Consider the following 21677-nt stretch of genomic DNA (forward strand, 5'->3'; position numbering starts at 1 on the left):
GACGTAAGGTCAGCTTCAAGGGGTTTTTTACTGAAGCACCAAAATACCAAAGCCTCAATTCGGCACAATATTTCATTTACGACTACCATATAATGTGAGGTTGTGAGCTTCAGGAAACCTTTCAGAGCCAACCCGGTTAAACTTGGGCGCTATTATAGACGCCAACAAAAAATGGCGGAAAAGCGCTTTGCAGCGAAGCTTTTGGTGATGGCAGCTTCGTTAGGTTTCACTGTTGGTGTTGGAAGTATTTTCGCAAGCGAGCGGGGGTTTGCCCAATTGGCAGCTGCGGCGCGGCCTTTTGCTATCAACGCAGGGCTCATGCGAGCACGTGAGCCTCGATCTGGTGATTATTGGCCAGGGTGCGACGATGCCCGCAGGGCTGGCACCGCTCCAATCTACTCGGGGGAACCAGGTTATCGTGACGAAATGGACGGCGATTCGGACGGAATCGCTTGCGAGCCTTATTACTAAGTGAACCGCCAAATCTGGCCGGAGTCCTCGTGTCTGCGACGCCAATACGCGTCATTTTCCGCATGACGCCTTCCTCCCGATACGCCATTGTCGCAAGCGATGCGCGCCTTGATCCTTCGCCGGTTGTTTACCGCAATCCCGACGCTGTTGCTGGTGCTGCTCGCCTCGTTCGCGTTGATGCGCTTTGCGCCCGGGGGGCCGTTTGACGGCGAGCGGCCGTTGGCGCCCGAGACGCGGGCGGCGCTGGAGGCGGCGTATGGGCTGAACCTGCCGATGGGGGAGCAGTTCGCGCTGTTCCTGCGCCGCACGCTCACCGGCGATTTCGGGCCGAGCCTCGTTTATCGCGATTTCACCGTCACCCAGTTGATCGCCGACAGCCTGCCGGTGTCGCTGACCTTGGGCGGGCTGGCGATACTGCTGGCGCTGGTGCTCGGGCTCGCAGCCGGAACGCTGGCTGCTTTGCGCCCCGGTAGCTGGGCGGACGAGACGCTGATGCTGGGCGCAACTTTGGTCACCGCGCTGCCCAGCTTCGTGACCGGGCCGCTGCTGGCGCTGGTCTTCGGGCTGTGGCTGGGGCTGCTGCCGGTGGGCGGGCTGGGCGATAGCCTCATCAGCGCGCCGCAATTCTGGGTGATGCCGGTGATCGCGCTCGCGCTGCCGGTGGCGGGCGCGATCGCCAAGCTGGCGCGCGCTGGCCTCGCAGCGGCGCTGGCGCAAGAGCACATCCGCACCGCGCGGGCGCGCGGCCTTTCGACCGGCGCGATTGTCCTGCGCCACGCGCTGCGCCCCGCGCTCGTTCCGGTCGTCAGCTACCTAGGACCAGCGGCGGCGGGGCTGCTCACCGGCGCGGTGGTGATCGAGACGGTGTTCGCGCTGCCGGGCCTTGGCCGCTATTTCGTGCAGGGCGCGCTCAACCGCGACTATCCGCTGATCATGGCGGTGATCCTGCTCTACGCCGCGTTGATCATCGCGTTCAATCTCCTCGCCGATCTAATTTATGGCTGGCTGGACCCCCGGAGCCGGGCATGAGGCGTATCGCCCTGCCCGCCGCGATCGTCGCGCTGATCGTCCTCGCCGCGCTCATCCTGCCTGCGCTGCTGCCGTGGAGCCATGATGCGATCGACTGGGACCATGTCCGCGCACCCGCCGGATCGCCGGGCCACCTTCTGGGCACCGATGAACTGGGCCGCGACCGGCTGGCGCGGCTGGCGGTGGCAAGCCGGATCACCTTGCTGGTGGCACTCGCCGCCGCGCTGGTTTCGATGATCGTCGGCATCGCCTGGGGCATGGTCGCAGGCTGGGCCGGGGGCCGGGTCGATGAGGCGATGATGCGGATCGTCGATGTGCTCTACGCCCTTCCCTTCATGTTCATCGTCATCGTGCTGATGGTGGTGTTCGGCCGCTCGATCCTTTTGGTGTTCGTCGGCATCGGGCTGGTCGAATGGCTGACCATGGCGCGGATCGTGCGCGGGCAGGTGATGACCCTGCGCCAGCGGCCGTTCGTGCTGGCAGCGCAAGCCAGCGGCGCGCCGGTGCGCGTGATCCTGTGGCGGCACATATTGCCCAATATCGCAGGCGTCGCGCTCGCGTACCTCACGCTCACCCTGCCCGGCATCATCATGATCGAGAGCTTCCTGTCGTTCCTCGGCCTGGGGGTACAGGAGCCGCTGACCTCGCTGGGCATCCTGGTCAAGGAGGGCGCGGACGACATGGATGTAGCGCCCATGGGGCTGCTGGTCCCCGGCGGGGTGATGGTGACGCTGCTGGTGTGCCTGACCTTGATCGGCGAGCGGCTGCGGGACCGGTTCGCATGAGCCTGTACCGGCTTGAGAGCCTGTCGGTAGCGATCGGCGGGCGCGTGCTGGTGCGCGATGTGTCGCTGGAGATTGCGCCGGGCGAGTGCGTCGCGCTGGCAGGTGCTTCGGGATCGGGCAAGAGCCTGACCAGCCTGTCGCCTTTCGGCCTGTCCGCTGGGCGCATTGGCGGGTCGGCGGTGCTGGACGGAAAGGAGTTGGCCGGACTGGATGAGGCTGCTCTCCGCGCCGTTCGCCGCGATACGGTCGGCTTTGTCTTCCAGCAGCCGCTGACCGCGCTGACCCCGCATCTGACGAGCGCGCAGCACCTGGCCGAATGCGCGATGCAGGCGGGCGGCCCGCGCCCCGATCGCGCGGCGCTCGGCGATATGCTGGATGCCGTCGGGCTGGCCGACCCGCTGACCAAGCTCAAACGCTATCCCCACCAGCTTTCGGGCGGCGAGCGGCAGCGGCTGATGATCGCCTGCGCCATTGCGCACGGCCCGAGGCTGCTGATCGCCGACGAGCCGGTCTCGGCGCTCGATGCGCATCTGCGCGGCGAGATCATGGCCTTGCTCACGCGGCTGCGGCGCGAGACGGGCATGGGACTGCTGCTGGTCAGCCACGACCTTGCCTCGCTGGAACATCATGCCGACCGGGTGCTGGTGATGCAGGAGGGGCACGTGGTGGAGGCAGGCGCAGCGCAAATGATCGCGCACGCACCGCAGCACGCTTATAGTCAGGCACTCTGGGCCGCGACGCCAAACCTGAAGTCGGCTCTGCCAGATGATCTGCCGCAACCGGGCGCCGCGCTGGTCGAGGCGCGCGGGCTGACGGTGCGCTTTCCCGGCAGCGGGCTGTTCGCCAAGCCGATGACAGCGGTGGATGGTGTCGACCTGATGGTCCGTGCCGGCGAAGCGGTGGCGCTGATCGGCGGATCGGGATCGGGCAAATCGACCATCGGGCGCGGCATCGCGGGACTGGGGCCGGTGAGCGCGGGAACCGTGCTGTGGCGCGGCGAACCGCTCTCCGCCAAGCGAACCCGCGACCAGCGCCGCCTCATTCAGCCGGTGTTCCAGGACCCGCTCGCCAGCCTCGATCCGCGCTGGCGAGTGTCGGACATCATCGCCGAGCCGCTGGTGCATTTGCGCCCCGACCTCACATCCTGGGGCCGCGCCGGGCTGGTCAAAAAGGCGTTGCAGCTGGTCGATCTGGATGGCGCGCTGGCCGACCGGCTTCCCACCGCGCTATCGGGCGGACAGGCGCAGCGCGTCGCCATCGCCCGCGCGCTGGTGGCGGAGCCCGAAATGCTGGTACTCGATGAGGCGACGAGCGCGCTCGACCCGCTGGTCGGCGCGCAAATCGTGGCGCTTTTGAAACGGCTGCAGCGCGATCAGGGCATCGCAATGCTGGTGATTACCCACGACCTCGCGCTCGCCGCGCAGTTCTGCCACCGCGCGCTGGTGCTCGATGCTGGACGGATCGTCGAGCAGGGTTCGATCGCCGACCTCGTCAATCACCCCCAGGCCGCGATGACGCAAAGGCTTGTGGCCGCAAGCTGACGCCTGCGGCCACACACCTTTTGATCGAAGATCAGGCGGTCAGAACTTCACGCCTGCAGTGACGAACACCTGGCGCGGGTTTCCGTAGAACGCGGTCGCCACGCCTTCGGTGCCCAGAGTGGGAACCAGCGCGCCTGCTGCCGTGCGGGTCGGCGTGCCATCGGGCGCGGTCGCGAGAAACTGGTAGCCCGAGGTGATGTACTGCTTGTCGAGGATGTTCTTGGCGTTGAGGCCGAAGCTGAACCGGTCCTGGTCATCACGCCAGATCAGCGAGGCATCCCAAAGCGCATAGCCCTTCTGGTCGAGGAAGGGGCTGGGCGTTTCGAACTGGAACGTCTTGCTGCGATAGCTGACGGTGGTCGATGCGGTGATCATGCCCGAGAATGCCGGGAAGGCGCCGCTGAATGTGCCCGATGCGGTCCATTTGGGTGTGTTCTGGATGCGACGCAGGTTGGCGACATCGATATTGCGGGCATCGATGAACTGCTTGTACTGGCCATCGATATAACCGAGCGTTCCATTGAAGCTCAGATACGATCCGCCACCGGCGAAATCGCGCGCGAACACCGCGTTGCCTTCAAACTCCAGGCCCTTGAAATTGGCCTTGCCGGCGTTGGTGGTGACACCGATGAAGGTGTCGTTGACGCCATCGCCGTTGGAATCGAACCCGGCGGAACCGGGCACCTGCACGTTGGTGTAATCGGCATAGAAGCCGGTGACTGCCAGGTTGATGGCATTGTCGGCAAAGCTGCCCTTCCAGCCCAGTTCATAGCTGTCGACGGTCTCGGGCTCGAAGCTGAGGAAGTCGAAGATTTCAGCCTCGCTGCGCACGCCATCGCGGTTGAGGTCGGGCGCGGCGGTCGACAGGCCGCGCGGATCGAAACCGCCGCCCTTGAAGCCCTGCGAATAGCCCGCGAAGAACAGGTGATCGCTGTTCGGCTTGAAGCTGAGCGAAGCGCGCGGGTTGAAATCGGTAAAGCGCGCCTGTCCGTTGAAGTTCGAGGTAGTCGCCAGGATGATCGGGGTGCCGCCGAATTCGGCCGAGCGGCCCAACTTGGTCTGGCGCAGGATGGTCGAGTTGCGCTTGTCGACGGTGTAACGACCGCCGAGCGACAGCGAGAGCTGGTCGGTAAAATCATACGTGAAATCGCCGAACACCGACCAGGTATCGGTGCGGACATCGCCTGCGGTATAGGCGTTGAGGTTGTTGACCGTGGTGAACAGCAGCACGTCGAACGCGGTCGCGGCCTTGGCGTCGAGATAATAGAAGCCAACCAGGCCCTTCAGGCGGCTGCCTTCATACAGCAGCTGGATTTCCTGGCTAACCTGTTCGTTGCGGTACAGCGCGGGCACGTCGACATCGATCGCGGGCAGTGCATCGAAATCGATCGGCGTGAAGCTGTCATCCTTGCGCCAGGCGCTGATCGACCGCAGCGTCAAGGTGTTGGTGAGCTCGGCGGAGATGTTCATCGCCAGGCCGTATGCCTCGATATCCTGCTTGGGTGTATTCAGCCCGGCGCGGGTGTCATAGACATCGCTGAGCACCGGGGTGCCGCTGCGGATGCCGGGGATCAGGCGGTGGCCATTGCGCGGATCGGACTTGTCGCGGGTGTAATCGCCGGAGATGCGGATCAGCACCGGAGCATCATAGCCGCCGATTTCCAGTGTACCGCGCCCCGCCCAGACATCGCGGTTGTAGTTCTCCACGCCGCGAATGTTGAGGTTGTCGCCAAATCCGCCGCGCGAGAGCCGTGCGACCGTACCGCCAACGCGGACGATATCGCCGATGGGGGCCGAAACCGTGACCACACCTTCGGCCTGGTCATACGTCCCGTAGGTCGCGCGAGCCTTAACGCTGAAGTCCTGCGGCAGCATCTTGGTGACGTACTTGACCGCGCCGCCGATGGTGTTGCGGCCATACAGCGTGCCCTGCGGCCCGCGCAGGACCTCGATCCGCTCGACCTCGTAGATATCGAGCACGGCGGCCTGCGGACGGTTGAGATAGACGTCATCCAGATAGATGCCGACGCCGGCCTCGAACCCGGGGACCGGATCCTGCTGGCCCACGCCGCGGATGAAGGCGGTCAGCGTCGAGTTGGTGCCGCGCGAGTTTTCCAGCGTGGTGTTGGGAGTGATCTGCGAAATGTCGGTGATGTCGAGCGCGCCCTGGTTTTCCAGTCGCTCGGCAGAAAACGCGCTGATTGCGATGGGCACATCCTGCAGGTTTTCCGCGCGCCGACGCGCGGTGACGACGATCACGCTGCCATCGACGCTGGTGGCTTCAGCCTCTTCCTGCGCGTCCTGCGCGTGTGCACTTGCGGGAAGCGCGGTCAGCGCGGCTGCTGCAACGCCGAGCGTCAGCGCGGCGCGCGCAGTGGCAAGGCGGGTAACCCGAAACGACGACATAGCAATCCTCCCATCATCCAAACCTGAGACCCTGTGGTGCGCCGGTTCATCGATTGACCGGTCTTGCGCAGGGCGTGATGATCCATTAGTGAAAGTTGAACCAGCTTTCAACTCTTATCCGATTTGGGGAAGACAAAGCCGGACACATCGGCCAGAAGTGTTGCCTCAGTGCATCATGTGCGGCAGCAGGAGTGGAATATGGCGGCACGGGCGCAGGAACAGGCGGGCGAGCCTGGGGAGAAACCGGGGAAGACGCCGCGCACCGCGCGCGGACGCGCCACCTTGCGCAAGCTGCTCGATGCAGCGGCGATAGAGTTCGGCGAACGCGGCTTTCATGAAGCCTCGATCAGCGGGATCACGCGGCGGGCGGGCACCGCGCTGGGCAGCTTCTATACCTATTTCGATTCCAAGGACGAGATCTTCCGCGCGCTGGTGCAGGACATGTCGGCCCAGGTCGGTGTCCATGCCGCCTCGGCGATGCAGGAGGCGACCGGGGCGCTCGATCGCGAACGCGCGGCTTTGCAGGGCTTTCTGGAGTTTGCGCGCGAGCACAAGGAAATCTACCGGATCATCGACGAGGCCGAATTCGTCGATTCAGACACCTATCGCGCGCACTATCAGGTTACCGCGTCACGGATTCTCAGCCGCTTGAAGGCCGGCGCGGACGAGGGCGAAATCCGCGATGATGTGAGCGAACTTCATGCCTGGGCGGTGATGGGCATGAACGTTTTCCTGGGCCTGCGTTACGGCGTGTGGAGCGAGGACATGGCCCCCGACGCCATCGCAAGCGCTGCCAACGATTTCATCACGCGTGGGCTTAAACCGTAAGCCGGATCAATCGCTCGCCATCAGAAGTTCCGGTAGATCGCCACTGGTGCCGCGTGCCTCATCCACGATCAGGCGGCGGACCAGTCCGGTGCGGCCGACCAGTTGCATGCCTATCCGCCGGACCAGCGAGGGCGTGCCGCCGGGCAGGCCATATAGCCGGTTCAGCACATCGGTCGCAGCAGCCATCATCGCATTGTCGAGCATCCGCCAGTTCTGATAGCGCTTGAGCTGCGCCAGATCGCCCGGGTCCAGACCCAGCCGTGCGCCTTCGCCCAGCACATCGGCCAGCGCCGCGACATCGCGCAGGCCGAGGTTAAGGCCCTGCCCGGCAATCGGATGGATGATATGCGCGCTGTCACCGATCAGCGCGATGCGCGGGGCGACCATGTCGGCAGCCTGGCACAAGGTCAGCGGCCAGCTGCTGCGCGGCGCGACCGGAACGAGTTCGCCCAGAAAGCCGCCGCTGGCACGTGTGAGCGCCGCACCGAACGCGCGGTCGGACAGCGAGGTCCAGGCATCGGCCTTGCCCTCGGGCACGGTCCAGACGATCGAGGCCATCGGCCTGCCTTCGTCATCGTCGTTCAGCGGAAGGATGGCCAACGGACCATCGGGGTAGAAAATCTCGAAAGCGGTGTTCTGGTGCGACTTTTCCAATGTCACCGCCGTCACGATCCCGCGCTGGCGGTACGACCACTGGCTGAGCGTGATGCCAGCCAGGTCGCGCGTCGGCGACACCCGCCCCTCTGCCCCCACCAGCAGCGAGGCAGTGAAAACGCGACCATCTGCCAGCGTCACCGTGGCCTTGTGCGCATCCACCGCGCGGTGGACCACATCGGCTGCCATCACCAAGTCGATATCGCCATCGGCGCTGGCCGTTTCATACAGGGCAGCGCGCAACAGGCTGTTGGGCAGCATCACGCCCATGCCATCGACCCCGGCGTCGAAATCGAGTCCACCAGCGCGCAGGCCATCGCTGACTGCGATCCGATCAATCGGGCACACATCGCGCCAGAGCGCATCGCCGAGCCCCAGATTTTGCAGCATCTGCCAGCTGGTGCTGGCCAGCGCCGACGCGCGGCCGTCGAAGACGCTATCGGCAAGCGTCTGCGGCGTGATGCGGTCGATCACCCGGACGCTATGGCCATGACGGACGGCGGCCAAGGCCAGCGAAAGGCCAGCTGGCCCTGCGCCCATGATCAGGATGTCGCTGTGCTGGATCTGTGTCATGGGCTCAATGTAGGGCGTTGCACCCCGCCTGAACAGAGGCATTGCGGCCCTGAGCGCCGCACAAGTCCTTGCTTGACGCGGAGTCCGCCATCTGCGCAAAATGCGCGTCCATTTACCACATTTTCTGGAGTTAAACAGGTTATGGCCAGCCGCGCCGCCAGCAGAAACGCGCCCGACTGGCGCGACCTGATGCGTCAAAGCCTGATGCGCAGCGGCAGCCTGATCCTGGCGCTGCTTCTGTTTGCGGTAACCGCATTTGCGCTGGTGGCGATGGTGACCTATCACCAGACGGACCCGTCGTTCAACACGGCCGCAGGCGGCTCTGCGGAGAACTGGATGGGCTCGAGTGGCGCGTGGATTGCCGATTTTCTGCTGTTCGTCGCAGGCCCGGCAAGCGCATTGCTGTTGCCCATCACCGCCATCCAGGCGCACCGGCTGTGGATCAACCGTCCGCTCGGCCACTGGCGCCGCGCTGCCATCGCCACGCTGCTGAGCATCGCCCTGCTGGCCGTGGCGGCAGCGGTGATGTTTGGAGAATCGGCGCAACATTTCCCGGCAGGGCCCGGGGGCCTGATGGGCATGATGGGCGCACGCGCACTGCAAGCCTTGTCCGCACTGCTGCCGCCTGCAGGGGCGGGCTGGGCGCTCTACGGCAGCGCCAGCGTGCTGGGACTGGTGGGCGCGGTGCTGGGTTGGAAGGCTCTGGGGCTCGAACGTGCGCTGTTGCGCATGCCATCGATCAAGGTGACCGTGCCCGAGGCGCTGTTCCGTCGCCCTATCGGCCCGGTGGTCGATGAAGACGAGATCGATCTGCTGGAAGGCACCATCGGAGATTCGCCCCGGCCGGCCCTTGCCGCGCCCCGCAAGGAAGCTGTTCCGGACAACCGTCCGCCGCCGGAAATCACCGAACCGTCTCTGCGTCCAGCAAAGGCTCAGCTTGGTCCGAAGAGCAAGCAAGGCGATTTCTTCGGCCCCTATGAACTGCCTTCGGTCGATCTGCTCGATCCGCCTCCGAGCAGCACCGGGCCTGCGCTCGACAAGATCGCGCTGGAGCGCAATGCCCGCCTGCTCGAGACCGTGCTGAGCGATTTCAACGTGAAGGGCGAAATCACGGCCGTTCGTCCCGGGCCGGTGGTCACGCGCTACGAGCTGCTGCCCGCGCCCGGCATCAAAGCCAATCGCGTCATCCAGCTGGCAGACGATATCGCGCGCAACATGTCCGCCCGCTCGGCGCGCGTCGCTGCGATTCCCTGCCGCAAGGAACTGGGCATCGAACTGCCCAATCAGCACCGCGATGCCGTGGTCCTGCACGAGATGATCGGCTCCAGCCATTTTGCCGAGAATACCGGGCAGCTGCCGGTGATCCTGGGCAAGAACATTTCGGGCGACCCCGTCATCGCCGATCTGGCGCCGATGCCGCACCTGCTGATCGCCGGCACCACCGGATCGGGCAAATCGGTGGGCCTGAACGCGATGATCCTCTCGCTGCTCTACCGGATGACACCCGAGACGCTGCGCATGATAATGATCGATCCCAAGATGCTCGAACTGTCGATCTATGACGGCATCCCGCATCTGCTTTCGCCGGTGGTGACCGAACCACAAAAGGCGATCCGCGCGCTCAAGTGGGCGGTCGAGCAAATGGAAGAGCGCTACCGGATGATGAGCGAACTCAAGGTTCGCAGCCTCGTCAACTTCAACGACAAGGTCCGCGTCGCCAAGGCCAAAGGACTGCCGCTGGGCGAAGAGGTGCAGACCGGTTGGGACCCCGTGAGCGGCCAGCCACAGTATGAGAAGAAGCAGCTCGATTACGAGCCGATGCCACAGATCGTCGTCATCGTCGATGAGCTTGCCGACCTGATGATGACCGCTGGCAAGGAGGTCGAATTCCTGATCCAGCGGCTGGCGCAAAAGGCACGCGCGGCGGGCATCCACCTGATCATGGCGACGCAGCGCCCCTCGGTTGACGTCATCACCGGCGTGATCAAGGCCAACCTGCCCACCCGCATCAGCTTCCACGTTACCAGCAAGATCGATTCCCGCACCATTCTCGGAGAGCAGGGCGCCGAACAGCTGCTCGGCAAGGGCGATATGCTCTACATGTCGGGCGGCAAGCAGGTCGAACGCGTCCACGGACCGTTCGTTTCAGATGAAGAGGTTCGCCGCGTTGCCGACCACTGGCGCAGCCAGGGCCAGCCGGACTACGTCCAGGCGGTCACCGAAGAGCCCGAAGACGGCGGTTTTGCGCTCGACGGCGCCAGCCTGGACGACACGCCGGAAGAGCAGATGTACCGGAACGCCTGCCAGATCGTGTTCGAAAGCCAGAAGGCATCGACGAGCTGGCTGCAGCGCCAACTTCGCATCGGCTACAACAGCGCAGCGCGCCTGGTCGAGCGGATGGAAGAGGATGGCTTTATCAGCGCGCCCAACCATGTGGGCAGACGCGAAGTGTTTCGCGACAAGGACGGCAATCCGCTGTGATCGCGTGCCGGGCGGGATTACTCCTGCCCGGCCACCTTGATCTGCTTGCCCAGCATCGTCTTCACATACAATCGCTGCACCATCACGTAGATGACGACTGTCAGCGGCGCAGAGAGCAAGACGCCCAGAAATCCGAAGATCAGGCCCGCTGCCACAACTGCGAACAGCAACACGGCGGGCGGCACATCGACTGCCTGCTTCTGGATCATCGGCTGCAGGAAATTGCCCTGCAGCTGCTGAACCAGCAGGAATAGTCCGACAGTCCACAAGGCTGTCGTCGGCGATACGGTAAAGGCAAGCAGCACTGCAGGGATGCCCGCAATCACCGGACCGACCATCGGAATGACATCGAGCAATCCAGCAATAATTCCGAGGCCGCCTGAGGCCGGAACACCCAGCACCCACAGGCCCCCACCGGTCAGCAACGCCACAACGATCGACGACACCGCCTGCCCCATCATCCAGCCGCGCAGCCCGCGCGATGCATCGTCAAGCGCTTCGCCGACAGGCGGCTCGGCCTTTTTGGGGAGCAGCAGCAATAGGCCTCGCCGGTAGACCTGCGGGTCGCTCGCGATGAAGATCGCTCCGACAAAAACCAGCACGAAGTTGGCAATGCCGTTGGTCGCGGTCATGGCAAAGCCGCCGAGACGCGAAGCAAGGCTGGAGAGGTCACCGCTGCCCTGCCGAACGATCTGTCGGGCTTGCTCACCCAGCCCCATATCGTCGAGCTGCGCTTCGACACGATCTATAGCAGGGGGGATGCTCTGCTGAATCGTATCGAATTCACTCGCGATCTGTGACCCGAACAGAGTAAATGCACCGGAGAATATCGCCAGTAGCAGAAAGACCGAAATGGCAAGGGCGGGGCCACGACGCATCCCGGTGAGGCGGCAGACGCGACGGGCCAGCGACGAGAATACCGCCGCCAGAACCAGCGCCGCGAAAACGAGCAGCAGAAACTGCGTCAGCTCCATCAGCAGCCAAGCGATACCGACAATCCCCAGCACCGTCAGCGTAATGGCTGCAACCTGCCCAGGGTGGACCGTGCGGGTGGCATGGTCGCTCACCGACGAGGAGTGGTCACCTTCCTGCGCAGCGTTGGTCTTGGCTGAATGGTCGGAAGCATCGATCACGATCTGTGGTCTTTCATCACATGAACCCGCCGGTCTTCGGCGAAATTGAGGGGCCGAAAGGTTTTGGCAGCGATGTCACGCGAAGCGGTGCGAACACTGATATGCCCCCCGGACGGCCAGGAAGAGGCTCGTCTTGTCTGCACTACGATGGCTCAATCAACCAGTTCCATCGGAGCGTTTCGGGCATACAGATTTAAATCGAAAAGCTGGAACCGCAACCGCACCCGGAGGCAGCGTTGGGATTGGTGACCTGAAAAGCGGCCCCGCCCAGCGACTCGACGAAATCGACGGCACTGCCGCGAACCAGATCAAGGCTGATCTCGTCGACCACCAGCGAAACACCGTCCTCGACCGCTATGGTGTCGCCTTCCTCTGGCGATTCGGCAAGAGCGAAGCGATACTGAAAGCCGGAACATCCGCCACCTTCGACAGAAAGCCTCAAGATGGCAGGCTTGCCCTGCTTGGCCGCGATGGCTGCGACGCGCCGGGCAGCGCTGGGGGTCAGGATGATGGCTTCGGTGGTGAGGGTATCCATAAGGCCAACATAAGCCTTGGCGAGGCGTCCGGCAAGCGATGCCATCGAACTTGCCTGTGTGCCGTTGATTGGCACAAAAAAAGGGCCGGTCCGAAGACCGACCCTCTTTTGCATTCCAGACCCGAAAGTCCGGAAAATGACTTACATGCCCGAACCCGGACCGTAGGTGATTTCCACGCGACGGTTCTGAAGTTCGCGAACGCCATCGGCGGTCTGCACGCGGTTCTGGGTTTCGCCAAAAGCCTGGGTGCTGATCGCGTTTGCAGGAATGTTCCGCGAGACCAGGTAGGACTTGACGGATTCCGCACGACGCTGAGACAGGCCCACGTTGTAGGTTGCTGCACCCGAACGGTCAGCGTGACCTGCGAGCATGACAGGAACCGAACCACAGCTGCCATAGGCTGCCACGGCGTTGTCCAGAATGGTCGCTGCTTCCGGCGTGATGTTCGACTTGTCGAAGTCGAAGAACACGATGTACGGACCCTTCTCGCACACCGGCGGAGGCGGCGGCGGAGGAGGCGGCGGAGGAGGCGGAGGCGGCGGGGGCGGCGGCGGCGGCGGCGGCGGCGGCGGAGCCGCTTCTTCACCACCAAAGTTGTAGATGATGCTGCCCAGGATCGAGTGGCTGCGGAAGCGGCCGTCGAAATCGCGGCCACCAGCGTCAACCAGGCTGACCGAGTCGCTGTTGAAGAAGCGATACTTCAGACCAACATCCCAGCTGTCGCTGAGCGGAGCGCGAACGCCCGCCAGAACCTGCCAGGCAAAGCCGGTGTCGGAATCGTTGAGGAATGCCAGGCGACCAGGGGTTGCTGCAGCAGTGATGTCCGTACGAGCGACGCCGACACCGCCGCCGACAAAGCCCTGAAGGCCATCATCGGGACCGAAGTCGAGCAGGCCGTTCAGCATGAACGACAGGACGTTGGCCGAGCCGACAGCGTTCGAGATGCCGGTGATCGGCGCAAGGGGCGCACCGCGCAGCAGGGCAACCTGCGAATTCACGCCGTTGAGATCCGCTTCACGGTAGCTGACTTCGGCTTCCATACGGAACGGACCGAAATCATAGCCAACGATTCCGCCGACGTCATAGCCGGTGTCCGAATCGAGGATCGTTGCATTGCTGACAGTGCCGACATCGAACTCGATGTCTTCAACGATCATGGCGCCGCCTTCGACGCCAACATACCACTGACCGTCACGGGCGAAGGCCGGCGTGGTCAGGGCGGTAGATGCCAATGCCAGTCCAATGACTAACTTGCGCATGTTTATTCCCCTTTTAATTAGGATTTGGAACGACAACTCGGCAACGTTACTAACGCCATCAACCTGCCCGCGCAAGCGTGGTTTTGGCCGGAGTGTTGCCGAAATGTCGCCATTTCAGGGGGTGTCAGGCAAAAAGTGACGTCACCTCAGGCGCAGCCGGTTGATCGGCCGTCAGACTGGGTAACATCACGAATCATAAACGCAGAACGCTCGAAAGATCAATCATGTAACGGCCAAGAGACCCGCCGAACGCAATGCGGCGAGCATGCCGGCAAGGGTCGCGCGCGCTTCGGCATCGATCGTTTCGCCGCCTGATGGATCAGCGATTGCGGGGGCAGCGACCCAGCCGCTTCCGTCATATTGGCATACGGCTCCTGCTGCCCGGTCAAACAGGCGCATGCCCGGAACTGCCGGAGCAAATCGCCATCCGCCTTCGCTGAAAACTCCGATTTTTGCAGAATGCCCGGCCCATGCGCCCAGCGGCGCGGGGCCGATGATCCACGCATCGCCAGGCTGCGGCGACAGTGCCGAAGGATCGTTGGCCCGCGCCACGACACTACCCGGCAGCAGCGCGTCGATCAGCAGTAGCGCCTCGTTGTGGGTGATTTCCTTTTGTGCTTGAGCCGCATAGAGCAGCGGCAGTGCGATGTTGGGGGTGCTGGACATGATGAGCCCTCCTTGCGGGACAGGAATTGCGAGATCAAAGGGGAAGCGCCAGCCATAAGGGCGGTGACAGGCCCAAAGCCCCGCGCTGGACCACGGCAGCCTCGATCGACACCGACGCGACAGATCGAAGGGCCGCCATTGTCACCGTATCAAGCGCCAGCCTGGGTTCGGAGACCTCTGTTTCGGACTGGACCACACCGTCGACGTAGATTTTCACGCGATAGGCCTCGATGGCTTCGCCCAGCGGGACATCGACCTCGTCACGCCAGGCAAAACCGCTGCGGCTGCGGCGGGTCCAGTTGATCGTGACCGCTCCTTCAGCGCCTTCTTCGACTCGGCCATGAACCGGTGAAAGGGGGCGCATGGCCCGCCCATGGTGCGTGAGATCTACCACCACAGGGGCATCGTCACCGCGACCTTGCGCCGCAGCGCGAAAATCCGGCTGTACCCCGATCCTGTCCGGTTCGACGAGCCCCAGCGCTTCGTTGACCAGTACAAACGGATCGCCTGCGATATGCCCGCCTATCGAGTCTTCTGTCCCGCCGCGCCCGCGCCACAGGCCGGACAGTCGGAACTGCCGGTCGCCCAGCGGCTGCACATGGGCAAACTGGAGCAGCTCTGCACCGACCATCGCCATATTGGCGCCGCGCGCCAACGCGTCGTCACTCGCATTGACCAACGCAAAGGGCGTGTCGCGCACCAGTCGAACGATGATGCTGCGGAGGTCATCCCGCAGCAGCGGCGTGCCGGGCCCGGGAGGCACCACCACCTGCCCCATCACCGCCCCGACCCTCAGAAAATCGAGCACTTCGCCCAATGTTCCATCCGCCTGGACTTCATAGACATGCGCGCCGCGCCATCCAGCCGATGCCCCACCGACGGCCAAGCCTATGTGCGAATGCGCCATCGGCCTGTCGAGCGGCGAGGGCAAATCGAATATGGCAAACTGGCTTGGGCCTATCGCACCATCGGGAGCCTTGATGGCCCGCCCCGGATCGGTCGCAACTGGCAGAGGGCCAAGGCTGGGCCGATACCTGATGAGGCCCAGATCGATGCCGTCACCACTCCAGTGCCAGCGTCGCACGCGCCATAGACCGGCAACACCTTCGATCTGCACTGTTCGGCCAGGCTGCATCGCGGTGTCGAACATCGCGACGCGCAGTTCGATGCTCTCCAACCCATCGCGCCCAAGCGCCGAAAGCCGCTCCACCCGTTCCTGCGCCAGCGCTGCGCTCATCACTGCAGGAACGTCCATCTGGCGCGTTCGGCCACTCGTGCTGGTGCCGCTGCGCCTGAGGCCCGGCTGGTAATCGCGTTCGGGTTCGTAGTAGCGCAGCACCAAGGCTTCGGGAGACGGTGCCAGACGGTGGTGATCATATGACCGTGCAGCGTCCTCGGAGCGCGGCAGCAGCGCCGCCCTGGGAATCTCGGTGGCCACGGTATCCAACGTTTCGCGCCATGCCGGCACCACCTCGCCCTCGACCTCGCGCAGCACCAGCGGAAAGCCGGTCGTGATTGTCTGCAGCGCTGCGCGCCGGCTCTCTGCCGACAGGCTCCACCCTGTCAGATGGAACTCACCATCCGGCAGCGTCCTGGATCCAGCAATGCCGCTGGCGATCGGCCCCAGCGCAATATCGCCTTCATCAGCCATCACCTCAAAGGTCAGCGAGGGGATGCGGTTGCCGAACTCCTCCAGCGCCATGTCCTCAAACACAACATAAGCGAGGCCGCGATAGGCGGGGGACTGTTCGCTACCCTCCGCAGCTGCAATCAGCGGATCGCAAGGCTGGTCGCCGTGACCAAGGTGGACGCGAAAACCGGTCTCGCTGGTGAACACATTATCCTGCCCGCGCAACAGATTGCCCTCGGCCCAGATGCGCCCGATGCCTGCGATCGGACGGGATGACAGCGCCACGGCAAAGGACACCGAATAGCTGTAGCGTGTCGTTCCCGGCCTGCCCTTGCCGCCACCTTCACGGATGCGCCGTTCCTTGAGGTCAGTCGCCCAGATCACGGTCCCGGCAATACGAACGCGGCCATGCACGCTGGCGATCGCGCTTCCATATTGCGAGCTCTGCACAGCAAGGTCGGTGAGCCTGGGCCCCTCGCGATCGTTGGGCCGAAACAGCACCGTCTGGTCGATCGCCCGTCCCACCAGCGCGCCCAACGCGCCGCCAATCGGCCCGCCCACCAGCGTGCCCACCGTGCTGAGCACCAATGTAGCCATGGTCTATCCCTTTTCCTGGAGGCACCACCGCCGCTGAACCGGCCAGGGCAAAGGCGGCGGGTGGGCGATGACTCGGCCCAGAGCGATATGCGCATGGACGAACAGTCCCCCTGCATCGATCACCGCATGAAATTGTTGAGCGGAAACCTCGCAAAGCAGGACATCGCCAGGCTGCCCGGAGGCGACGTCCTCCCATCGGCCAAATCCCGAGGCCAGAGCCCAGCCATCGAACTGCGCCAGGTTTCCGCCGCGCAACCGATAATCGGATGGCGCAATCACTGCCCGTCCGATGCGGGCAAGCGCCACCGCGACAAGGCCGACACAGTCCAGGCCGGTCACAGGATCGCGACCGTGCATCCGGAACGGCGTACCGACCAATGACAATGCTGCCTGCGCCAGCCGGTCTGCATTGGTCATGTCAGAAGCTCGCAAAGCGGGTGAGCAGATCGTTGCCGGGCAGATGCGGTTCGCCCCGAAAGTTGATCGTATTGCCGAACCCGCCCGCGCAGGTAGCCAGCGACTTGTCGCACCCTTGCATCAGCACCGCGCGGTCGCCCGGTTGCGGCGCATCCGCCAGCCTGCCATCCAGCACCAGCGCCGCGTCGTTCTGCGCCATCAGCGCCCCGGCAAGGCCAGCATTGCCCCCACTGATCCAGCGCAGGCTACCATGGACAAAGCCCTCCGCCTCCGCTGCATCCAGCCCGATGAAGCCAAGGCCGGCCTCGCTGGTCGCCTCCATCTCGAAAACACGTTCGTACCTGGCCCTGCTGAGGCCGCAGCCCTTACCGCAGAAGATTGCCCGGCATGACGGCGATGTAACGGGAACGAAGGGTTCGTCCAGCCGCGCCTTCAGGCCACGCAGTTCGGCAGAAAAGCTCTGTCCCTCGACCGACACCGCGCCCAGATGTCCGCGCCAGAACCAGAAGGCGCCTTCGTCTGGCCGTTCCCAATCGGTCAGCCCGACCTTCACGGCAGCGCTATCCCATCGGCCCGCCGCCAGATCGTCCGCGCGGATGAGGCCGTGGCTGAGCACACCGCCGATATCCATGTCGAGCGGATCGAAGCTGTCGTCCATCTCGATCGCCGATGGCAGCATGCCGGGCGCTGCGTGATAGATGATATGCGCGATGCTGATGTCGCGATCATGCGCGGCAAAGCCCAGCGCGATCCCGTCTGCGCGTTCGACATGCCACAGCAGCGCGATCGTCTCCAGCGGACGGTCGAACCACCGGGTCCTCATGTTGCCTCGCGGATTTCGATCAGCGGCACCGAAACCGCCTCGCCCGCTGCATAGGTCGCCGCGTTCACCGTCAGCTCATCCGAAGCGAAACGCACCGGCACGTCGAACAGGAAGCCGGCCCGCACCTGTGCGCCAGCCGGTGGAGGATCGGCAAAGGCGATGATGCCGCCTGCCTGAAGCGTCCAGCCGGTCGCGGGCACCCCGTCCAACGAGATGCTGACCGACCCGGCGACCGGCCGCGTGATGCGGCGCTGCTGGCCATCGGGCGGATCGCCATAATGCTTGATCAGCGCGAATTCGGAACGGATGCCGTCGCCTTGCCCCAGCAACTGATCGGCGTGATGCGGAGCGGCGTCACCCTCGGCAGAGCTGCAATCGAGGGGGTCGCGCAGACGGAACCCGCGCGCAGCCCCCCGCCTGGCCCGAAAGAAGCGGACGAGCTCGGTACAATCCGCTTCGGAGCGGATGCCGGGCCCGACATCGAAACTCAGGTTCGCATCGGCCCACAGGCTGTTGCGCGTTTCATGCCCGCTCACCGATCGGAAGACCTGTGTCGAAAAGCGGCTGGTGCTCTGGGCCTCGCGCCCGATGGGCAGCGGAAAGCTGACATCGTCAAAGGCCTGCATGCTTGCGTCTCCCTCTGCTTCCAGATCGAAATAGACAAATCCGTCCCGGGCGACCTGCGGCAGCGCCCAGATGAGAGTTTCGGCAACCCCGCGCGCCTTGGCGAGATCGGCGGCCCGGGCGATCGACGACCAGACGTCCGCATGTTCGGACTGCAGCACGAAGCCGCTCATGTAATGCTGCTGCGCCAGCGGATAGCCCAGCCGCTGCTGCATCACCGCCAGCCCCGCCCGTTGCTCGGCAAAGCGCGCTTCGATCACCCAGTCATAATCTTCCAGTTGCAGCACATCGAACGCGGGCCAGGCCCAGCCGACGGGAACATTGGCACGGCGGGCATCCGGCGCTGCGGCATCGAGCACGGTTGGCAGATAGACCAGCACCAAAGATTCGACCGGCACAGGGTCCAGCGCAACGCGCACCGCGGCGACCAGAGCGAGCGTCGAAGCCGCCAGTATTGCACCGGCAGAATCGAGCATCACCTGTTGCGCCGCATTCATCGGCGCGCGGATGGTCGGGATCGCAACGCTCGCGGCCCCGAATGCTGCTGTGGCCGCGTTGTCATAGAGGCAGATACGGCCATCGGGCATGATCCACCACCAGGGTTCGCCAACCTGAAAGCGAACGGGAAGACCCGCTTCCGCCATGATCGCGGCAAAGGCGATGCCGACCGCCTGCAGATAGGCCATGGCATCGCCACTGGCCGGGCTGAGCAGGGTCGAAGGCGGCTCCCAGCCGGTGAGCGCAGGGTCGCCATTTTCCGCGCGCTGCTTCCAGCCGTCGGGGCAGTGCGCGTCGAACAGCTCGTAGGAAAGCGAAACGATCGGGCTCAGGCCCCAGAGCTTTGCCTCTTGCGCCAGGCTGCGATGCCAGGCGGCGCAGGGCGGGTTGATCGCCCCGCCCTCGGTCGTCACCAGCCACTGACCACCGACCTGCGCCAGCGAGAAATAATGGCTCATCCCGACATAATGGTTGATCGACCCGCGATAGCCCAGTCCGATGATATTGCGCACGATGCGCGCGGGCGTGAGGTTGAAACTGTCGTCATAGGCGGTCGCCATCGCCAGGCCATGCGGGGGCACCAGCACATCGCCGATCTCCAGCATCGCCCGCTCGCCCTCGCAGGCGATTGCGGTCATCTCCATCCAGCCGTTCACCGGAGCCGGCAATGGGCCCAATGCGCCATCATAATCCGGCGGGACCAGCGAGATGAACATCCGGTCGATAGCGGCAGGATGCAGCGGGTCCGCCTCGCCCGGCAAATCAAATCCACCCTCGAGAGCCGAGAACGGCAAAGTGATCTCCGCATCTTCGGGTGTTCCGCTGGCATAATTCCACAGCCGCACAAACCAGCTATGAGGATTACCCTCGGCATCGCGCCCCTCGACCGTCAATGTCGGCCCATGCACTGCATCGAGCGGCTTGACCCCCGACGAGCGCCAGCGAAAGCGCAGCGTGGTTCGGCTGTAGTCGCGGTCATGGGCATAGGCGAGGAGTGCATGATCGAACCGGTCCTCGCTCTCCCAGATCAGCCCGGCGAGCGCATCGCGATCATGAAACTGCACATCGACGCGCAATGCATCGGGCGCAGTGGTGACGACCGACGCCATCATCGGGCGCGGGAAATTCACCGTCCAGAAGCGCGGGTCGAACCGCTGGATATGGCACGCCGTCTGGTCGCGGCGCGCATCGCACAGCCAATAGGGCATGGCTTCAGTCCTCCATCAGCGCACGGCGCACTGCACGCGCGACCTGGCGGCTGGAGGCCTGCAGCGCCGCCGGAGCCGCCTGCGGGGCTGCATTGATGCTGATCGCGATCCGCACATCACGCGCGCCGCCCCCGCCCCGCGGCTCGATCCGGCCAAAGCCGTTCGGTACGAACAGCTCGGGCCCGCGCTCGCCGACCAGATAGGGCCGCCCCGTCGAGACCGGCCCACCGGTCGCCCTGCCCGGCAGGCCCAGCAGGCCAGAGAGCAGGCTGACGGCGGGCGGTATACCGCCTGAGCCCGATCCCCCCAGCCCGATCGCCGCCAGTCCCTTGCTGATCGCGGCCGCTGCAATCTCTTCCATCACGGCAAGCGCAATGCGCTTGAGGTCATCGAACCCCAGCGAGCCGCGCCGCAACGCCGTCAGCAGCCCTCGTTCCAGCACCTGCCCCGCCCGGCCGAGCCCTTCGATCAACGTCCCGTCGATCTGGCCGCGCATCACGACGCAGTCACGCGCAAAGCCTTGCGTATCGGCGCGTACGCTCACCAGCAGCTGTTCGATTTCGTCATCCATCAAAGGTCTCCGGCGTATCGGGGAACAGGGAACGCAGCGCGGCGATCGCCTGGGGTTCGGGCGGCAGCGCGACGGGATCGCCGGGCACGGTCAGCGCTGCGGCCAGTTCGTCGGGGGTCGCCGCCCAGAATTCATACGGTCGCCAGCCCAGCATGCGCGCGGCAATTCCTGCCAGCGTGCGTGCCGCATCGGCAAACCTGTCCGCGCTCATCGGCCCTGCAGGATCTGGCGAAGCAAGGTCTTGAGCGCCGGCGTCAGCGCGACCAGCCCCGCTTGCGCCAACGCCTCGGCGAAAGACCCACGGTCCAGCGGGCAGCTCTCCTCAACGCGGCAGTGCCACAGCAGCGCCACCAGCTCGGCCAGCCCCAAGCGGCCCGCCGCTGCACGCTCGACCAGATCGAACAGCGGCCCGATCTCCTGCTCTGCCGCCACCAGCGCGGCAAAGGCCGGACGCAGCACGATGTCATGCCCGCCCAGCTGCAGCAGCGCCTCGCCCCGCACCGGATTGGCGGACGGCCCGCCGCTCACAGGCTGGTCACCGCGCCGGAGCTTTCCAGCGCCAGCGTGTAGTTGCGCTCGCCATTGAAATCGCCGGCATATTCCAGCCGCGCGACCAGAAAGCGCCCGCGCATCCGCGCCCCGCTTTCAAAGCTCAGCTCATAATCGTCGAGCGTGCCGTTCATGGCATGCACGCGGATCGCGCTTTCGGCGTCCGATCCCAGGAACAGCCCGGCGGCGGAGACAGAAACCGAGCGCACGCCTGCGCCCGACAGCAGTTCGCGCCAGCCGCCACTGCCCTTGTGCGTGATCACCACCGGCTCGCCATTGATCGCCATCTGCGTCGTACGCAGCCCGGCGACGGTGCGATAAGTCACCGGGCTGGCTCCATCGCTGATCTTGAGCAGGAAGGCGCTGCCTTTTTCTGCGGTCATTCGATTATCCTTTCA

At 64.5% G+C, this 21677-nt stretch carries 20 protein-coding genes; 6 read left to right on the forward strand and 14 right to left on the reverse strand.

Annotation, left to right across the window (positions count from 1 at the left end):
• Window positions 1–318 precede the first annotated feature (318 nt).
• The 4 genes from D618_RS20095 (at window position 319) to D618_RS0115480 (ending at window position 3826) form a co-directional block, all read left to right on the forward strand.
• Window positions 319–471 carry an excalibur calcium-binding domain-containing protein gene (locus D618_RS20095; RefSeq protein ID WP_238550699.1) on the forward strand — a complete coding sequence of 51 codons (153 nt, stop codon included), beginning with the start codon at window positions 319–321 and terminating at the stop codon, window positions 469–471.
• 99 nt (window positions 472–570) lie between these two features.
• A complete protein-coding gene (locus tag D618_RS0115470; RefSeq protein WP_017672444.1) occupies window positions 571–1500 on the forward strand; it encodes an ABC transporter permease subunit in 930 nt (309 codons plus the stop codon).
• Window positions 1497–2285 (forward strand): ABC transporter permease subunit, encoded by a 789-nt coding sequence (locus D618_RS0115475; RefSeq protein ID WP_017672445.1) that lies wholly within the window; start codon window positions 1497–1499, stop codon window positions 2283–2285. Before D618_RS0115470 ends, D618_RS0115475 begins: the two co-directional genes overlap by 4 nt.
• On the forward strand, window positions 2282–3826 hold the full coding sequence (locus D618_RS0115480) for an ABC transporter ATP-binding protein (RefSeq protein WP_017672446.1): 1545 nt from the start codon (window positions 2282–2284) through the stop codon (window positions 3824–3826). Before D618_RS0115475 ends, D618_RS0115480 begins: the two co-directional genes overlap by 4 nt.
• Window positions 3827–3865: 39 nt before the next feature.
• On the opposite strand, the gene D618_RS0115485 is transcribed toward D618_RS0115480, so the two are convergent.
• The gene (locus tag D618_RS0115485; RefSeq protein WP_017672447.1) at window positions 3866–6232 is read right to left on the reverse strand and encodes a TonB-dependent receptor; all 2367 of its coding nucleotides are present in this window, start codon (window positions 6230–6232) and stop codon (window positions 3866–3868) included.
• Between the two features lie 198 nt (window positions 6233–6430).
• Here D618_RS0115485 and D618_RS0115490 point away from each other — a divergent pair, with 198 nt between their 5' ends.
• Window positions 6431–7060, forward strand: coding sequence for a TetR/AcrR family transcriptional regulator (locus tag D618_RS0115490; RefSeq protein WP_017672448.1), 630 nt, complete (start codon window positions 6431–6433; stop codon window positions 7058–7060).
• A gap of 6 nt (window positions 7061–7066) precedes the next feature.
• On the opposite strand, the gene D618_RS0115495 is transcribed toward D618_RS0115490, so the two are convergent.
• Entirely contained in the window at window positions 7067–8287 is a 1221-nt protein-coding gene (locus D618_RS0115495) for a UbiH/UbiF/VisC/COQ6 family ubiquinone biosynthesis hydroxylase (RefSeq protein ID WP_017672449.1), read from the reverse strand.
• 141 nt (window positions 8288–8428) lie between these two features.
• Here D618_RS0115495 and D618_RS0115500 point away from each other — a divergent pair, with 141 nt between their 5' ends.
• Complete coding sequence (locus D618_RS0115500; protein ID WP_017672450.1) at window positions 8429–10768, forward strand: DNA translocase FtsK 4TM domain-containing protein; 2340 nt, start codon at window positions 8429–8431, stop codon at window positions 10766–10768.
• Between the two features lie 17 nt (window positions 10769–10785).
• Here D618_RS0115500 and D618_RS0115505 read toward each other — a convergent pair whose 3' ends face one another.
• The 12 genes from D618_RS0115505 to D618_RS0115560 form a co-directional block, all read right to left on the reverse strand.
• On the reverse strand, window positions 10786–11901 hold the full coding sequence (locus D618_RS0115505; RefSeq protein ID WP_017672451.1) for an AI-2E family transporter: 1116 nt from the start codon (window positions 11899–11901) through the stop codon (window positions 10786–10788).
• Between the two features lie 193 nt (window positions 11902–12094).
• The gene (gene erpA, locus D618_RS0115510) at window positions 12095–12436 is read right to left on the reverse strand and encodes an iron-sulfur cluster insertion protein ErpA (RefSeq protein WP_026091751.1); all 342 of its coding nucleotides are present in this window, start codon (window positions 12434–12436) and stop codon (window positions 12095–12097) included.
• 141 nt (window positions 12437–12577) lie between these two features.
• Complete coding sequence (locus tag D618_RS0115515) at window positions 12578–13696, reverse strand: OmpA family protein (RefSeq protein ID WP_017672453.1); 1119 nt, start codon at window positions 13694–13696, stop codon at window positions 12578–12580.
• A 222-nt stretch (window positions 13697–13918) separates the two neighbouring features.
• On the reverse strand, window positions 13919–14362 hold the full coding sequence (locus D618_RS0115520) for a DUF2793 domain-containing protein (RefSeq protein ID WP_017672454.1): 444 nt from the start codon (window positions 14360–14362) through the stop codon (window positions 13919–13921).
• 34 nt (window positions 14363–14396) lie between these two features.
• A complete protein-coding gene (locus D618_RS0115525; RefSeq protein ID WP_026091752.1) occupies window positions 14397–16589 on the reverse strand; it encodes a phage tail protein in 2193 nt (730 codons plus the stop codon).
• A gap of 3 nt (window positions 16590–16592) precedes the next feature.
• Window positions 16593–17006 (reverse strand): C40 family peptidase, encoded by a 414-nt coding sequence (locus D618_RS0115530; RefSeq protein ID WP_017672456.1) that lies wholly within the window; start codon window positions 17004–17006, stop codon window positions 16593–16595.
• Between the two features lies 1 nt (window position 17007).
• Entirely contained in the window at window positions 17008–17829 is an 822-nt protein-coding gene (locus D618_RS0115535) for a DUF2163 domain-containing protein (protein ID WP_017672457.1), read from the reverse strand.
• Entirely contained in the window at window positions 17826–20159 is a 2334-nt protein-coding gene (locus tag D618_RS0115540; protein WP_017672458.1) for a DUF2460 domain-containing protein, read from the reverse strand. The genes D618_RS0115535 and D618_RS0115540 overlap by 4 nt, the downstream gene beginning before the upstream one ends.
• A 4-nt stretch (window positions 20160–20163) precedes the next feature.
• On the reverse strand, window positions 20164–20730 hold the full coding sequence (locus D618_RS0115545) for a hypothetical protein (protein ID WP_017672459.1): 567 nt from the start codon (window positions 20728–20730) through the stop codon (window positions 20164–20166).
• Window positions 20723–20941 (reverse strand): phage tail assembly chaperone, encoded by a 219-nt coding sequence (locus tag D618_RS0115550; protein ID WP_017672460.1) that lies wholly within the window; start codon window positions 20939–20941, stop codon window positions 20723–20725. The genes D618_RS0115545 and D618_RS0115550 overlap by 8 nt, the downstream gene beginning before the upstream one ends.
• Window positions 20938–21258: a gene transfer agent family protein gene (locus D618_RS0115555; RefSeq protein WP_017672461.1), complete on the reverse strand. Its 321-nt coding sequence runs from the start codon at window positions 21256–21258 to the stop codon at window positions 20938–20940. The genes D618_RS0115550 and D618_RS0115555 overlap by 4 nt, the downstream gene beginning before the upstream one ends.
• Entirely contained in the window at window positions 21255–21662 is a 408-nt protein-coding gene (locus tag D618_RS0115560; RefSeq protein ID WP_017672462.1) for a phage tail protein, read from the reverse strand. Before D618_RS0115560 ends, D618_RS0115555 begins: the two co-directional genes overlap by 4 nt.
• Window positions 21663–21677 lie beyond the last annotated feature (15 nt).

Source organism: Blastomonas sp. AAP53 (assembly GCF_000331245.1).
Lineage (GTDB): Bacteria > Pseudomonadota > Alphaproteobacteria > Sphingomonadales > Sphingomonadaceae > Blastomonas.

Excerpts from the sequence above, each read along its gene's own strand:
- D618_RS20095 (WP_238550699.1), top strand. The coding sequence starts at position 319 with ATGCGAGCACGTGAGCCTCGATCTGGTGATTATTGGCCAGGGTGCGAC.
- D618_RS0115470 (WP_017672444.1), top strand. The coding sequence starts at position 571 with ATGCGCGCCTTGATCCTTCGCCGGTTGTTTACCGCAATCCCGACGCTG.
- D618_RS0115475 (WP_017672445.1), top strand. The coding sequence starts at position 1,497 with ATGAGGCGTATCGCCCTGCCCGCCGCGATCGTCGCGCTGATCGTCCTC.
- D618_RS0115480 (WP_017672446.1), top strand. The coding sequence starts at position 2,282 with ATGAGCCTGTACCGGCTTGAGAGCCTGTCGGTAGCGATCGGCGGGCGC.
- D618_RS0115485 (WP_017672447.1), bottom strand. The coding sequence starts at position 6,232 with ATGTCGTCGTTTCGGGTTACCCGCCTTGCCACTGCGCGCGCCGCGCTG.
- D618_RS0115490 (WP_017672448.1), top strand. The coding sequence starts at position 6,431 with ATGGCGGCACGGGCGCAGGAACAGGCGGGCGAGCCTGGGGAGAAACCG.
- D618_RS0115495 (WP_017672449.1), bottom strand. The coding sequence starts at position 8,287 with ATGACACAGATCCAGCACAGCGACATCCTGATCATGGGCGCAGGGCCA.
- D618_RS0115500 (WP_017672450.1), top strand. The coding sequence starts at position 8,429 with ATGGCCAGCCGCGCCGCCAGCAGAAACGCGCCCGACTGGCGCGACCTG.
- erpA (WP_026091751.1), bottom strand. The coding sequence starts at position 12,436 with ATGGATACCCTCACCACCGAAGCCATCATCCTGACCCCCAGCGCTGCC.
- D618_RS0115515 (WP_017672453.1), bottom strand. The coding sequence starts at position 13,696 with ATGCGCAAGTTAGTCATTGGACTGGCATTGGCATCTACCGCCCTGACC.
- D618_RS0115520 (WP_017672454.1), bottom strand. The coding sequence starts at position 14,362 with ATGTCCAGCACCCCCAACATCGCACTGCCGCTGCTCTATGCGGCTCAA.
- D618_RS0115525 (WP_026091752.1), bottom strand. The coding sequence starts at position 16,589 with ATGGCTACATTGGTGCTCAGCACGGTGGGCACGCTGGTGGGCGGGCCG.
- D618_RS0115530 (WP_017672456.1), bottom strand. The coding sequence starts at position 17,006 with ATGACCAATGCAGACCGGCTGGCGCAGGCAGCATTGTCATTGGTCGGT.
- D618_RS0115535 (WP_017672457.1), bottom strand. The coding sequence starts at position 17,829 with ATGAGGACCCGGTGGTTCGACCGTCCGCTGGAGACGATCGCGCTGCTG.
- D618_RS0115540 (WP_017672458.1), bottom strand. The coding sequence starts at position 20,159 with ATGCCCTATTGGCTGTGCGATGCGCGCCGCGACCAGACGGCGTGCCAT.
- D618_RS0115545 (WP_017672459.1), bottom strand. The coding sequence starts at position 20,730 with ATGGATGACGAAATCGAACAGCTGCTGGTGAGCGTACGCGCCGATACG.
- D618_RS0115550 (WP_017672460.1), bottom strand. The coding sequence starts at position 20,941 with ATGAGCGCGGACAGGTTTGCCGATGCGGCACGCACGCTGGCAGGAATT.
- D618_RS0115560 (WP_017672462.1), bottom strand. The coding sequence starts at position 21,662 with ATGACCGCAGAAAAAGGCAGCGCCTTCCTGCTCAAGATCAGCGATGGA.